This is a genomic window from Leptospira langatensis (assembly GCF_004770615.1).
Classification (GTDB): Bacteria; Spirochaetota; Leptospiria; order Leptospirales; family Leptospiraceae; genus Leptospira_B; species Leptospira_B langatensis.
Genome location: NZ_RQER01000002.1, coordinates 127,808 through 141,496, shown reverse-complemented (window position 1 = coordinate 141,496; position 13,689 = coordinate 127,808). Strand labels below are relative to the sequence as shown.

Genomic DNA, 13,689 nt, shown 5'->3' with positions numbered 1-13,689 from the left:
TCCTTCTCGCTAGATCTTCACTCTTTTATAAAAGAATTTCTTTGCTACTTCCGCCATACTTACGTATAGAAGTACGATCACGAATAGGATCCCCAAGAATTCTAAAGGTAAAGGAACTAGCTCGAACGCTTTTGCAATCGGAGTATACGGGAATAGGATTGTGGCAAGGATCACGAGTAGTGTCGCAATAAAAAGAGGTCTTCCTGGCCTACTTCGGAAGAATAGATCTCTAGTTCGTATCACTAACACGATAAGAGAAGCGGAAACCACAGATTCAATGAACCAACCGCTCCTGAATTGCTCCGGATCTACTTTTAGGATCCATTGTAAGACACCAAACGTCAAATAATCGAAGAAGGAACTCACCAACCCGAAAACCAGCATGAATTTTCGGATCACCGAAATATCCCAACGTTTTGGAGAAGAGATCATCTCCGCGTCCACCTCGTCTGTGGCTATCGTCATTTCCGGAAAATCGGTCAGAAAATTAGTAAGCAGGATCTGCTTAGGCAATAACGGCAAGAATGGAAGAAATAAGGAAGCCCCTGCCATACTGAACATATTCCCAAAATTCGCGCTAGTTGCCATGAACACATATTTTAGGGTGTTCGCAAACGTTACGCGCCCTTGTCTTACTCCTTCCACCAAGACTTCCAGGTCTTTTTCCAATAGAACAATATCCGCCGCGTTCTTAGCGACATCTACCGCTGTCTCAACGGATATTCCTACATCCGCAGAATGCAGAGCGGATACATCATTGATCCCGTCTCCGATATAACCTACGACGTTCCCAGCCTTCTTAAGTGCGATGATGATCCTTTCTTTGCAATTCGGTTCGATTTCCGCAAAGATATTCACATCTCCTACTAAATGGATCAAGGCCTCATCGCTGACTTGATTCAATTCTTCTCCGTACAATACCTTTGTATTTTGCAATCCGATCTGTGAGCAAAGAGAACGAGCTACGTGTCGGTTGTCGCCTGTAATTACTTTCAGAGAAACCCCTAACTGGTTCAAGGTAGTGATTGTCTCGTGCACCATGGGTTTAGGAGGATCATGAAAAACTAATAGACCTAAAAAGACCATCCCTTCCTCGTCCGATTTGGAAACTCGAGAGAAAGTTCCCATATCCTTACTTGCAATTCCTAAGATACGAAGTCCCTGGGCACTTAAATCTTCGTATTGTTTCTGGATCTTATCTTGGATCGTGTTTATTGGTATTTGGGAATTTGCTCCTTCTCTTGCAAATTTGCAAACGTCTAGAATATTAGAAAGAGCACCCTTCGTGATCAGAATGGAAGAATTGTCATGAGATACCAATATGCTCAGTCTTTTCCGAATGAAATCATATGGGATCTCGTCTGTCTTCGTATATTTTGAGAGATCGAATTGCAAGTCCTTTCGGATCGCCTCGTCAATGGAATTGATAAAGCCTGTCTCAAAGGAAGCATTGATAAAAGCATGCAGAGAAACTTCTTCGCTTTGATTTCCGTTCGGATCCAAAGAAGAATGGAATTGGACCGTGCCTTCTGTGAGAGTTCCGGTCTTATCGGAACAGATCACATTCATATTCCCAAAATTCTCGATGGCCGAAAGTCGTTTCACTATGACTTTCTTCTCCGCCATTTTCTTTGCGCCATGAGAAAGATTAATGCTGATGATCGCAGGCAGAAGCTGAGGAGTCAATCCTACAGAAAGCGCGAGAGAGAACAAGAACGCCTCTAAGACAGGACGTTCCAAAAGAACATTGATCACAAAGATTCCGAGTACCAAAAGCAAAGTGATATGGAGAAGGAAATATCCGAATTTCTTTACTCCCACTTCGAATTCATTCTCGGGCGGACGGAGCTTTAATCTTTCCGAAATACTTCCGAACTCGGTATCCTTGCCTGTCTTTACAACGACTGCCTTTGCTTGGCCGCTAATGATATGAGTTCCCATCCAAAGGGAATTGATCCTCTTTGCAAGGGGTGTGTCTGCTTTTAGGTCGCTAAGTGATTTCTCCACAGGGAAAGTTTCCCCGGTGAGAGTTGCCTCATTCACGAATAGATCCTTGGATTCGATGAGAAGGCTGTCTGCTGGAATGATATTCCCGGCATTTAAATCCAAAATATCGCCAGGAACGATCTGATCTAACGGCAATTCTACAGAGGCACCGTCCCTATACACGGAAACGGTGATCTGCACCATTGCCAAAAGCTTCTCCACTGCATTCATGGCTCCGTATTCTTGCCAAAAGCCCAAGAGTCCGCTGGCTAAAACGATCCCAAGAATGATGATCGCGTCCGCTGCGTCCTGAACGATAATGGAAAGTCCCGCAGCCATAAAAAGAAGAAGGATGATCGGACTCTTGAACTGGTTGAATAATAGACCGAGAGCCGAGGTCCTCTTCTTGGCAGTTAAGCGGTTCTCCCCGTATATTCCGACCCGCTCCTCCACTTCCTCGCTCGTTAAGCCTTTGGATGAAGAGTTTAGTTCCTGTAGACAATGATCGGGAGAAAGAGACCAAAATGAGGAGAGTGTGTTTGTTTCATTCATACGTATGATTGGAAGGTTCACAAAAAGATAATGAGATAGTAAAGCTTCTAGATCTACACTCTACCATTTTCAGAAAAGCGAAAAAAGGGAAAACCGGGAAAAAGGGAGATGAGCGATATCATCGATCCTATCAGACAAACAAAAGAGAGAAAGGAACCGCTCGATCGAGCGGCTTTCAAAAAGAGCCGTAAAAACTTCTGCCGTTTGATGCGAACAGGAAACGGCAGAATCGGGTTTAAATTTTATTCGAAATAGGTTTCACAGTCTGCAAATAGGCAAAGATCGCAGCCAAGTCGTCCTTGGTCATCCCTGCATACATGGTCCAAGGCATGATGGTCTGACGCTCACCGTCCTTTACCAAATGAGGTTGGTAACGAGGAGGCTCCATACTTTTAAACCGTTCTACAAATTTTTCTTCAGACCAATGACCGATACCCGTTTCCTTGTCAGGAGTAATATTGGAAGAAACGATCTTAGTACCGTTTGGCAAAGGAAATTCAAATCCACCGGCCAGATCCATCCCTTCTACCGGTTTTCCTTTGTCTTTTTTCGTATGACATTCGGAACAAGCTGCCGCGTTGAACAAATATTTGCCGTAAGCGATTTTATCCTCTTTCTTAGGCGAGGAAGAAAACTCCGCAGGTTGCGGGATCGTCCTTAAGATGAGAGAAAAGGGAAATTCAGGTTTAGAAACCTCATTCTCCTTTTGGATCGGAGCAATATTCCTTAAATATGCGATGATGGAAAGTAGGTCGTCCTTAGACATTTTGCCATATGCAGGATGAGGCATGACAGGAAATAGAGGGCGACCGTTCTTGCTAATCCCGCTCGAGATCGCACGAAGGATTTCTCCGTCCGTCCAAGTCCCGAGGGAAGCAGGAGTGATATTTGGTGCAACGAAAGAACCAGGAAACCCGATCTTTTGATCGAAGATCTCACCGCCTTCTCCAATGGATTCCGGAAGTAAAGGCCCCGAGAATCTTTTCCAGTCCCTTGTGGAGTGGCAATCGATGCAAGCGGAGACATGATTGGCAAGATATCTTCCCCTTTCAATATTCTCACGATCTTGTCTAGCTTGGATCTCTTCCGGTGGGTTTATCTTCGGAAAGGCAAGATATAAGAATCCGATCAATACGATGGGAAAAAGGATCAGGATCGCTCCGACTATCTTCAATAGTTTCTTCATTCAGTTCCTCTGGCTTTATGCTAGGAACTTTTTAAATAGATGCCGATCTTGCGCGATAACTTTTTGACAAATCGTCGGATTTAGTTCTGAATCTGTGCACGCTCCCTTATTGTAGAAGCAATCCATGCACCCGGAACATCGACAAACTCTTTATAGGTCGGAACATTTCCTCACAGCCTGGGTCCGGATCTTACAATGAATGGATTGAACATCCTGGATGAATGTTTCCGTAACTGCTTTGTAAGCCAAAGCACCCGAACCGTCGCTTCCTGCCAAAACAAAGTCCCCTACTTTTAGATTCTCTACGGAAGTATACCCATGCTTCGTTTTGATGAAGGTTTGTTGAGAAAAGCAATTCTTTTCCTCAGGAGTATCATACGAAGATCCTAACACGGAGAGCTTCGCAAAAGATATTAAGGATCTGCCTTCAAGAACAAGTCGGAGAATTGGAGACCGAGTATTCCATAAAAATCGAATATTTAAGGAAGAAGGATCTGTATTCGTGGATCTGACCGCGACCTTAGACAAAAGAGAGAATCTTTGCTGGATAGCAACTTGTTCCGGATTCTCCGCTCCTAGCAAGGAAAGTCCGTAAAAGCCGAAGACAAGGAAAGAAAGATTCTTTAAATATACGAAGTACAAAATACTTCGAGAAGAAGATCCCCCTTCTTCGATGCGAGTTCGGACTGTCTTAAAGTTAAAGAGATCCATCGAAATTAAGAACGTACTACTTTCATAAATAGAGATTTTTGTCGGACAGAGAACTGTCAAAAAAATCGAAAATGCAATAGGCAAGCTAGTTTCAGGGGTCCGAAAAAAGAAGGATCCGACCGAAATTATCCGTAAAACGTCGAAAATTACTTCTTGAACCCAGAAATAACTGTGATATTGTTGGAACCAATCAAACCAACAAAATGCAAGTTTGCAAGTATTTTTTACATTTTGCCGATTATGAAAAAAAGAGAAAACAAATATGGCTAAAGATCTGATTGCGGAAGGCGAAAGACTCGGACTTGCAATTAATTTGCTGTCTAACGTCAAGGAGGTCTCTAACTACCTGCAAAGGTCGGAAACCACCGTTTATCGTTGGATCAACGGAAATGTAGAGACTCCAGAATCTGTATTAAACCAGCTCTTATTCCAGTATGGGATCTCGAAAATATTTGTTAGAACTGGGAAAGGACAGGAAAAGGCGGAGCTTGCCGAACTTTTACCGATCTTCAATAAGGAGTTTGGTGCCTGGGTAAAAACGAACACCAATCTCTCTGAAGTAAAGAACGCGCAACTCGCAAGGATCATGAATCTGAGTGAGACCCTCGAAGAAATAGATCAGGATCTAGTCAGTAGATTTTGTATTAAGTTATTTAGTGAGAAGAAGAATCGACTATTCCGAAATTTGATCTCTGTCATGCTGGATCTACCGAGCGAAGGATACGAGGATATTCTAGACGCCGCACTCAAGGTAGAAAGAAAAGTCATTCGAAAGAAGAAATAGATCCTCTTAAGGAAACAGAGTCTTAATGATCTTCTCCGAAGTATTCACTATGTATTTTACTGGATTTCCAGTCTTTCGGATCATATTGTACAGACCAGACATCTGGATCCGTTCTATCTCTTCCATTTTAAGTTTTTCATACTGATCGCAAATATCTTTATATGCGATCGGGTCCATCTTGTTCAAAAGGAAACGATTGATCGTGACAATGATAGAAGAAAGCCTAGGATTTCGAAAATCCTGTCCGAAATCGGTGAGCGCCACATTAAACAGCCTATATTTCGTAGCCGGAACCCAGCTAAACCAGAGGAAGGCAAGCATCCCAAAAGAGGCCACGGGACTTAAGTTGGGCTCCTGCGATGGCAACGCGATGAGAAACGTGAATGCAATGATACTCGCAAGCAGGATCCCGGTAAAAATATAAATGGAATGCAGACGGACGAAATAGCTTCCCTTAACCATATTGTAAACTACCCTTCCTAGACCCCAGATGGTAGAAACGTAGATATACAGCATTAAGAGGATATACGTTAAACCACCTCTGTAACGGACTACGTCCCCATCCAAATAGTACGGAGAAACGAGACCCATCACGGAAAGAGCAGAAAAAGCAACAATAGCAGTGGTATGCGCTATCATAAAGCCCATCGGGACCGGTATTAGATCATGAGGTCGAGTGTAGTTTCGAATAATATAATTATTGAATAAAGGGAGAAAAATGATCGGGATCAGGGTGATGTCCAGGATAAAGGTTCGAAGTCCCCTTGGGAGAGGCAGACCCCCCAAGAATACCAAAAGACACCAGAGAGCTATCGTAATCGTCAATAGAGCAAAAACGAGAGCTAACTTGTTCCTCTCGGATCTGTAATAAAAGAATAAAGCCGAGCTAAACAAAAGCAGGAAAACGAAAAGGGACAAGGTCGGGGCTCCAACACAGCAAATCTATATGGGATCACGATTTCTGCCCTATTCCTAGTTGGCAAGGATTCTATAGCAAATTTTTTCTGGTACTATATTCCAAATGGTAGATGTGGGGGCTTGCTTAGGGCTTTCGGGTATCCCACAATTCCGCATTCGAATTTAACCCGGCCAGTAGCCTTTGCCTAAGGGTGTTGTGGTTAGGATATTGTTGGCGGTAAGAGTATTCGCAACGGAAACGAATATACCAAGTTCAGGGGACCAACAAATTCCACTCAAAGCAAGGCTTGCAGATCCTGCTCGCGGGGCCCAATTTATTCCATCTGGCGAGGTAAGAATATTATTAGCAGTAGTGGTTACCGACGTGGCAACAAATAAGTTTAATTGGGAAGACCATACAACTCCCCAAGGGATAAGGCTTGATGATCCCGATTCCGGGGTCCAATTGACTCCGTCCGGTGAGGTAAGAATATTATTGGCCACCGCATTATTACCTGTTGCAACGAATAAGCCTAACTCTGGAGACCAAGTGATTGAACGAAGCCCTAAACCTGCTACTCCTACTCGTGCACTCCAATTTATTCCATCAGGCGAGGTAAAAATATTATCCGGACCATTGAGAAAAGAAACGGCTACAAATAATCCTAATTCTGCCGACCAACAAACATCTGAGAAAAGCACGCTTGATGATCCGACTCGAGGAGTCCAATTCACTCCATCCGGTGAGGTGATAATATTATTGGTCACATTGTTGTTTGCAACTGCAACAAATAAGCCTAGTTTAGCTGACCAGCAAACTCCGTAAAGAAGTAGGCTTGCAGAACCCGCATGTGGAGACCAAACTATCCCATCAGTAGATGTTAATACATTGTTCGCAGTTGCAGTTGAAGCTACGACTACAAAAATTCCTAACTCTTTAGCCCACACTACGGAACGCAATGAAAGGCTTGCTGATCCTGCCCGCGCCGTCCAATTAATTCCGTCAGAAGAAGTGAGAATATTATTAGCAGTAGCCGTTACTGAAACAGCTACAAATAAATTTAACTCGGGAGACCAGCAAACATCTGTGAGCCCCAAGCTTGCTGACCCTGCTCTCGCCGTCCAAGCAGACGCATACCAGCCGGCGAACATGGCCGCTACTTTCTTTATTCGTAAATCGACAGCTTTCACCGATGGGGCTATAGTAGTAGATGGATTAGACCAATTAGGGTTGTCTGAAACTTTCCCTGCTATATCAATTGTATGTTGATCAATTTGAGATTGAAGTCCAGAAATATCGGAAGTTAGCATAGCGGAAATTGCATCTATATCAGACTTCAATACGAAATCATTATCATATAAGCGCCCAAATTCTCCTCCAAGTAGATTTCCATCAGTCGGAGTGGAGCGATTAAAACTTGTTTGTGGTGTAGGATTAAAAGTGGGCATATTAGTTACCTTTTATAATATTATGAAGCATAATATCCTTTGCCTAACGGAGTAGAAGTCAGAATATTATTTGCGATAGCAGTGTTAGCAATTGCAACGAACATTCCAAGTTCGGGAGACCAACAGACTCCGGAAAGACTCAAACTGGCGGAGCCAACTCGGGGGGTCCAGTAATACCCATCAGGAGATGTGTAAACGTTGTTAGCAGTAGCGGAACTTACAACTGCAATAAACAAATTTAACTCAGGCGACCAACAAACCGAATTCGATATTGGACCCGGACACCAAGTCCAGTTAAATCCGTCAGTGGAATACTTTACGGGACCTGGAACACCTGAATTTCCAACCGCAATAAACATGTGAAGTTGAGGGGACCAGCATACACTTTTGGCACTCCAGCCATTCACGACAGCCCAATTAGTACCATCCGATGAAATAAGAACACTTTGTCCAACAGCTACAAAAAAACTCAATTCAGCTGCCCAACAAACGCCATTAAGAGTCTGATTGCTCGCACCTGTCCTCGGTGTCCAATTTGACCCGTCGGATGAAGTTAAAATATTGTTTGCTGTCGCCGAAGAGGATACTGCGACAAATAGATTCAATTGAGATGACCAACATACGCTAGTTAAAGCTAAACTTGCGGATCCTACCCTTGGTGCCCAATTCATACCATCTGAAGAAATTAAAACATTGTTTGCTGTCGCCGTAGAGGATACTGCGACAAATATATTTAATTGAGACGACCAACATACGCTAGTTAAAGCTAAACTTGCAGACCCTGCTCTTGCTACCCAATTTATGCCATCTTGCGAAGTCAAAATGTTGTTTGCAGCTGTTGTTGAAGCGGTCGCTACGAATAAATTTAATTCCGGAGACCAACAAACGCTAGATAAAGTTAAACTAACAGATCCAGCTCTTGCAGTCCAAGCAGATGCGAGCCAACCTCCGAATATTTGAATTATACGGCGTATTCTAGGGTTTATTGAAATTGTAGAAGGCGCGCTCGTTGATGAAGGACTTGTCCAGGTCGGCGAATTAACAACCATTCCTGCGATATTTGTAGTTTGCTGATCAATTTGGGATTGTAAATTCGCTATATCAGAAGTTAGTCCCGCTGAAAGAGTATCAGCATCTGCTTTTAAAATTACATCGTTGTCATAGAGCCTCTGGAACTCAGATCCAAATAGATTTCCATCATTCGGCGTTGACCTACTAAAGCTAGTCGCAGGCGTCGGATTGAAACTTGGCATTTTAGATCACCGTCTCTTTTAATTTAAAGTCATATACAATAGAAGAATCTTTCGGTTTATCAGGGAATTGGTCTCGAAAAATCGGCCGAGTTCCAGAAAGAAATAGGATCTCACTCAAGAGTTCCCCGTTCAATTCATTATACAATAAATGGAATGTATATTCCCTTGTCCCGTCTGGTAGGTTCGTAATCTCAATTGGCTTTCTTAATAATTCGTGAGATAGTTGTCCGTTTGTAGGAGGAGGATGTATTGCACCTTGGTTTCCAATTGCACCTTCATCGATTGCATAATTTGCCTGAGGATTTAATAAAGTCAGCCCATCAAAGGTTCCGCCTGCATCGAAATTGGGCCTCCGCGTAGTGAATAATTCTCCGCTTGTTTCCGTGAATACAAAGCGAAGCAATATCTTCGCATACACCCCGGCAGGTCGGATCGCATCGATTGCGTTTGCTAAGAGAACCGGGACGTTAAAATGATCAATATCTCCTTGGATCTCTATTGAGAATGTAGCAGGTTCGGATTCTACATTCGAGTCCGGAATGAAGACCCCTCCATTTTCTAATCCTGCTACCGTGTTTCCGATCTCTATAATCTCGGGGACCGTGCCTTTTGCGAGGCGTTTCGCCATGGCAACAAGTATAAAGAGTCTGTAGGTGTCATCGGTCTGTCCACTTGCTCTGGATTGGTTCACCAATTCTCCAATGCGATCCAAGTTTAATCCGGTGGCCAAATAGATATATTCGATATCCTTTAAAGCCTGAAGTTGGAATTCGATCTCGTCGAATTCTGCAGAGATGACTTTCCATAATTTTCCGAGCCATGAATTTGTATCACGGTTTAATATGGATTCAGGAAATTTCTGCAGTAAATCGATAGCACTCATGTCGCAATTACTTGGATCAAAGAATTGAAGGTTTGCGCAAACTCGGACGCGTTGATCGAGACTTTTGCTGTAGAAGTCGGATTCGGAGCAATGCCTAAATTGATCACAACATCATCGATCCCTTTTATGCCGTCGAAGTTCGCAATGATTTGCCATCCGAAAACATCCGCACCGACATCCAGTCCAGGATATTCTGTGCTCACGGAGCCGATCGTATCCACACCGCCGATCACTTGGATCACCCTTGTCTGAATGAGTTGCTCGTTTGTAGTCACCCAATCCGTATTCTTTGTGATCAGGACCTTAATATAGATTTCTACTGCAGTTGGCACGGACCAAAGCATAGTGTGAGGTTGACCATTCGCATCTAATATATCTTTCGATTTCTTGTTCGGACCTTCTGCGGCATACGTTTGTATTCCTGCAGGCTTTGAATTAAATATGGCTGTCGCGATATTTCTATCATATTCATCCTGACTGGTCGAACCAGAAGGTGTTCCGGCTACGATGATCTCTATAGAATGTGCCGGCCTTCCATCCGGATCCACTGCACTAGTAACATTCTCATAGACGGTAACGGCGGAAACAAACTCCACTTGAAGAATTGATTCTCGAATGGCAGGTACAGAAGAGCCGCCGAATGTGGATCTATCCTTATATCTTTGCCGAAGTTCCGCGTCCGATTCGACAGGAGCCCCTCCGATGGATGGAAACGGATTAGAAACGGAATCAACGCCACTTAAAGGAACTACGATCTCCGTAATACTTCCTGCGGGAACTACCGTTTCCGAACCGGAATTGATGCTGGTAAACGGAAGTAATTGGCCCGTGCTCACCGTAAGAGTTGTATCTCGACTCAATCCGAACTGGATACCCTGTGCAGTTTGAACGAGAAAACCTTGCGGAACCACAGTATTGGTCTCTCCGGTGACTCGAATATCCACCGCAGACCTTTGCGCAGGAATTCTAGAAAGTCCACCTTGTGCGACTACGCGATCTAGCTGTACCCCTTCCGCTTGATTAATAAATTTGGAATAATACGTTTCTTCTAAACCTTGCCAAACTTCGTCGAATTCTTTGGCGACGTTTTGCAGGATAATCCCTAACTCTCCGTACGGAGAAAGATCGATCTCGGGACCGAAGTTTTCTTCTAACTTCGCTCGATCTTCTAGGGCCTGCAAGATATCGGAATAAGATTTTCGTATAAATCCTTGTGGGGTTACTCCAAATGCCATTAGTTTGCTCCGTTTGAAACGGAACCGGACAAGGTACCGAAACTACTTTCTACTTGAAAGACGATTGTAACCGCTCTGGTCTTCGGATCGAAGTTTGCATCCAAGGATAAGATCTTAATTACATTCGGCTCCTTTAATATAGCCTTCTTTACTTCAGCTAAGAATCTTGGGCGAAAAAAGAAATTTTGATCTATAAGACCCAGCCAATCCACTCCTTCCTGTGGGGCCAAATACCATTCCCCCAAGAACATTTTCAGTCGGTTTCCTAAGATCTGCTGAAGAGCATCTATCCCTTCTAACATGACTAGACGACCTCGACTCGGATTCGTATCTCCTGGGCCTTGGCTTTTTACATAGGCGAGATCATTACCTTGTATTTTTAAAGTTTTCATTATGGAGTTCCGATTTGAGAGTTCGGCGTCCCTGTTGAGCTGCCTGGTGCAGAAGACAGATGTGTATGAGTATTAAATGTCGTTTTTATATCGCCGATCGAAACCGCAGTGCTCGATTCGCTTGTTTTTTCTTTTACAACATGACCGGATATCTCATCGTTCGGTACAGATAAGTTCCCGGTGATCTTAACTCCATCCGATCCAAGAGAAAGTTCTGTGTTCCCCACTTTCAAAGTCAGTTTATTGTCTTCGAATTTGATCAGGTTTTGCGGCTCTTCCCAACCCTGCTTAGCAATTGCTCCTAAAACGCATGCATTCTCTAAACCGAATATCTTGGAATCCGGCTTAACTTCTTGCTTCGATCCTTGCAAACTGCTGGAAGTATCGAACGTAGAAAAACCTACCCAAACAAAATCTCCTCTTTGGTAGAAAGGTTTAATATAGCAACCTTGCCCGATCTGCACATACTCGACAGGGATCCCGGGAATGACGGGATAATCGAAACTATCATCCAATTCATTCTTTTCGCGGACCATAGGAAGGACGTCCGCCCTCATAGAGGACGCATCAAAGGATTCGATCTTACAAACCATTCCCAGCTGGATGCTTCTACCTTTCTTGTCAGTATAACGATCTAATAATTCTGCAAAGCTCATATTGGCATTACCTCGAATTCACAAGATGCTTCTCCGAATGTGGAGAAATCTTTTTTTCCCTTTACGATCTTTGCAGTCATATTCATGTCCTGGAATTCGATCTTAACGATCATCCCGATCCGTAAATTATATAAAAATAATGTTTTGATCTTATAGCCTTTCGCGGTTTTTTCGGGCTTTCCTAAAAGACCAGAAGAAGAATTTAAAACGATTGCCTTGGATTTCTTAGGATTCTTTGGCTGAACGGTAAGTTGACCGTTTGCAAAATAATATTCGGACTCTGTATCGGAAGCGATCTTTCCGATAGAACTTGCGAATTTACCCAGGGTAATCGAGTCGTAGGTTTTATCTGTTCCCAATTCTACACTTCCCGTAGTGATACCAGCGGCCTTACAGGCATCTTTGATTACTGCGGAAGCCTTCATCTTCTTATAGCTCTTATTTATGATCGCGGTTCCCCATTTAGTCGCAGAATCGGAGATATTGACTTCCAAAACTCGATCCACACCGTCTAAAGAAACCTTAAATCCTATGGCCTCTCCAAGGATCACTGTTCCAGACTCTTCCTTATAGCCTGCGTTCACAGTGACTTTAGGAAAGACCTTACCTGCACCCTTTTTCTGAGGTTCGAAGGCTTGGATTGTTTCTGGAGAAGGATTATAGAGTTTTAATGTCGCTGACTGTAGGTTACCTATCTTCTGTTCTTGAGTGAATTCAATAGAAAAAGGTGGATAGGAAAACTCCCGTTGCGCTATACTCACCTTGGCAACTCGATTGAAGAGTTGGCTCATAAATTCACCTCTTTACCCAGAATTAAAAGAATCTTACTTCCAAATAAGAGTTTATTCACTACTTGTCCTTGTAAAACGCTAGCTTGCTCTAACTCTTGGGGATTGAAGGGAATAATCAGCCGATTTATTTTAAGATCATTCACTACGGCATCCACCAATTCCCGAGCGTAACAGATCTTAGTAGTAAATAAGATCTGATCATCCGCGTTTAAAATCCTGCAGGTATAAAAATCCGCTCTTTCATTATATAGAAATTGAAATGAATACGTTTCACCTATCGTGAAATCTTTCTCAATAGGAACTTCGTCAGCGGAAATGGGAAGATATTCTAATTCTATCATATTCCCCTCTATACTACTCCGGCACTCATGGGTTTCGTTATGCCAGCGCTGCCAGAAATTTGAGTGGTAGCTGTTGAAGTTGCGCCAGCCTTGGTGATTTCGGAGCCTACAGGAGTTGCTGTGGTATTAGAAGACACAATCACAATCTCTTTCAGTTTTAGGCTAATTTGTCTTCCTTTTCCAAGCTCTACAGACTGCTCTTCAGTTAAGGATTCTATAATTAAGTTTTCGTAATCTCCTTCGTATGAATTAAAGATCAAAACTTCTCGATCATCCATCCAGTCCTTTAAAATGCCTAGACGATCACTTACGGTTTTGTTCAGGAAAGAGAAGGGATCTAATGGATCCCAGTCTGCGTCGGTAATGACCGCAGTCACACTGATATTCGTGGGTTCAGTAGTGATATGATCCGAGATTTGAGCTCCCTTCTCTACTGCATGAGAGGAAACACTGGCAGCACGATCCTTGCTAATACTGATCGTAGAATCAAATACGATACTCGTAGAATTAGAACTCAAGGATGTCTGGTTCTTTTCATCCAATAGACTGGTAACTTTTTGAACTAAGGACATA

At 43.2% G+C, this 13,689-nt stretch carries 14 protein-coding genes; 1 reads left to right on the top strand and 13 read right to left on the bottom strand.

Annotated features, from left to right (window positions below):
- Window positions 1–9: 9 nt before the first annotated feature.
- The 3 genes from mgtA to EHO57_RS03465 all read right to left on the bottom strand — a co-directional run bounded on the left by mgtA (window position 10) and on the right by EHO57_RS03465 (window position 4,435).
- Entirely contained in the window at window positions 10–2,538 is a 2,529-nt protein-coding gene (mgtA, locus tag EHO57_RS03475; RefSeq protein ID WP_135642939.1) for a magnesium-translocating P-type ATPase, read from the bottom strand.
- A 235-nt stretch (window positions 2,539–2,773) separates the two neighbouring features.
- Window positions 2,774–3,724: a c-type cytochrome gene (locus tag EHO57_RS03470; protein WP_135642936.1), complete on the bottom strand. Its 951-nt coding sequence runs from the start codon at window positions 3,722–3,724 to the stop codon at window positions 2,774–2,776.
- A gap of 150 nt (window positions 3,725–3,874) precedes the next feature.
- On the bottom strand, window positions 3,875–4,435 hold the full coding sequence (locus tag EHO57_RS03465; RefSeq protein ID WP_135642934.1) for a hypothetical protein: 561 nt from the start codon (window positions 4,433–4,435) through the stop codon (window positions 3,875–3,877).
- Between the two features lie 262 nt (window positions 4,436–4,697).
- Here EHO57_RS03465 and EHO57_RS03460 point away from each other — a divergent pair, with 262 nt between their 5' ends.
- Window positions 4,698–5,219, top strand: coding sequence for a hypothetical protein (locus EHO57_RS03460; protein ID WP_135642932.1), 522 nt, complete (start codon window positions 4,698–4,700; stop codon window positions 5,217–5,219).
- 6 nt (window positions 5,220–5,225) lie between these two features.
- Here EHO57_RS03460 and EHO57_RS03455 read toward each other — a convergent pair whose 3' ends face one another.
- From EHO57_RS03455 to EHO57_RS03410, 10 genes are all read right to left on the bottom strand, one after another.
- Window positions 5,226–6,137: a histidine kinase N-terminal 7TM domain-containing protein gene (locus EHO57_RS03455; RefSeq protein WP_167882236.1), complete on the bottom strand. Its 912-nt coding sequence runs from the start codon at window positions 6,135–6,137 to the stop codon at window positions 5,226–5,228.
- Window positions 6,138–6,299: 162 nt separating this feature from the next.
- The gene (locus tag EHO57_RS03450; RefSeq protein WP_135642928.1) at window positions 6,300–7,565 is read right to left on the bottom strand and encodes a hypothetical protein; all 1,266 of its coding nucleotides are present in this window, start codon (window positions 7,563–7,565) and stop codon (window positions 6,300–6,302) included.
- 20 nt (window positions 7,566–7,585) lie between these two features.
- Window positions 7,586–8,818 (bottom strand): beta propeller repeat protein, encoded by a 1,233-nt coding sequence (locus tag EHO57_RS03445; RefSeq protein WP_135642926.1) that lies wholly within the window; start codon window positions 8,816–8,818, stop codon window positions 7,586–7,588.
- 1 nt (window position 8,819) lies between these two features.
- On the bottom strand, window positions 8,820–9,701 hold the full coding sequence (locus EHO57_RS03440) for a hypothetical protein (protein ID WP_135642924.1): 882 nt from the start codon (window positions 9,699–9,701) through the stop codon (window positions 8,820–8,822).
- Window positions 9,698–10,936, bottom strand: coding sequence for a baseplate J/gp47 family protein (locus tag EHO57_RS03435; protein ID WP_135642922.1), 1,239 nt, complete (start codon window positions 10,934–10,936; stop codon window positions 9,698–9,700). The genes EHO57_RS03440 and EHO57_RS03435 overlap by 4 nt, the downstream gene beginning before the upstream one ends.
- Window positions 10,936–11,328: a contractile injection system sheath initiator gene (locus EHO57_RS03430; protein WP_135642920.1), complete on the bottom strand. Its 393-nt coding sequence runs from the start codon at window positions 11,326–11,328 to the stop codon at window positions 10,936–10,938. The genes EHO57_RS03435 and EHO57_RS03430 overlap by 1 nt, the downstream gene beginning before the upstream one ends.
- Window positions 11,328–11,984, bottom strand: a complete 657-nt coding sequence (locus tag EHO57_RS03425; protein WP_135642918.1) for a Gp138 family membrane-puncturing spike protein — start codon at window positions 11,982–11,984, stop codon at window positions 11,328–11,330. Before EHO57_RS03425 ends, EHO57_RS03430 begins: the two co-directional genes overlap by 1 nt.
- Window positions 11,981–12,775: a phage protein gene (locus tag EHO57_RS03420; RefSeq protein ID WP_135642916.1), complete on the bottom strand. Its 795-nt coding sequence runs from the start codon at window positions 12,773–12,775 to the stop codon at window positions 11,981–11,983. The genes EHO57_RS03425 and EHO57_RS03420 overlap by 4 nt, the downstream gene beginning before the upstream one ends.
- Window positions 12,772–13,116, bottom strand: coding sequence for a phage baseplate plug family protein (locus EHO57_RS03415; RefSeq protein ID WP_246050511.1), 345 nt, complete (start codon window positions 13,114–13,116; stop codon window positions 12,772–12,774). The genes EHO57_RS03420 and EHO57_RS03415 overlap by 4 nt, the downstream gene beginning before the upstream one ends.
- An 8-nt stretch (window positions 13,117–13,124) precedes the next feature.
- A complete protein-coding gene (locus EHO57_RS03410) occupies window positions 13,125–13,688 on the bottom strand; it encodes a phage baseplate protein (protein WP_135642914.1) in 564 nt (187 codons plus the stop codon).
- Window position 13,689 lies beyond the last annotated feature (1 nt).

Coding starts and splice junctions, on each gene's coding strand:
- mgtA (WP_135642939.1), bottom strand. CDS start 2,538: ATGAATGAAACAAACACACTCTCCTCATTTTGGTCTCTTTCTCCCGAT.
- EHO57_RS03470 (WP_135642936.1), bottom strand. CDS start 3,724: ATGAAGAAACTATTGAAGATAGTCGGAGCGATCCTGATCCTTTTTCCC.
- EHO57_RS03465 (WP_135642934.1), bottom strand. CDS start 4,435: ATGGATCTCTTTAACTTTAAGACAGTCCGAACTCGCATCGAAGAAGGG.
- EHO57_RS03460 (WP_135642932.1), top strand. CDS start 4,698: ATGGCTAAAGATCTGATTGCGGAAGGCGAAAGACTCGGACTTGCAATT.
- EHO57_RS03450 (WP_135642928.1), bottom strand. CDS start 7,565: ATGCCCACTTTTAATCCTACACCACAAACAAGTTTTAATCGCTCCACT.
- EHO57_RS03445 (WP_135642926.1), bottom strand. CDS start 8,818: ATGCCAAGTTTCAATCCGACGCCTGCGACTAGCTTTAGTAGGTCAACG.
- EHO57_RS03440 (WP_135642924.1), bottom strand. CDS start 9,701: ATGAGTGCTATCGATTTACTGCAGAAATTTCCTGAATCCATATTAAAC.
- EHO57_RS03435 (WP_135642922.1), bottom strand. CDS start 10,936: ATGGCATTTGGAGTAACCCCACAAGGATTTATACGAAAATCTTATTCC.
- EHO57_RS03430 (WP_135642920.1), bottom strand. CDS start 11,328: ATGAAAACTTTAAAAATACAAGGTAATGATCTCGCCTATGTAAAAAGC.
- EHO57_RS03425 (WP_135642918.1), bottom strand. CDS start 11,984: ATGAGCTTTGCAGAATTATTAGATCGTTATACTGACAAGAAAGGTAGA.
- EHO57_RS03420 (WP_135642916.1), bottom strand. CDS start 12,775: ATGAGCCAACTCTTCAATCGAGTTGCCAAGGTGAGTATAGCGCAACGG.
- EHO57_RS03415 (WP_246050511.1), bottom strand. CDS start 13,116: ATGATAGAATTAGAATATCTTCCCATTTCCGCTGACGAAGTTCCTATT.
- EHO57_RS03410 (WP_135642914.1), bottom strand. CDS start 13,688: ATGTCCTTAGTTCAAAAAGTTACCAGTCTATTGGATGAAAAGAACCAG.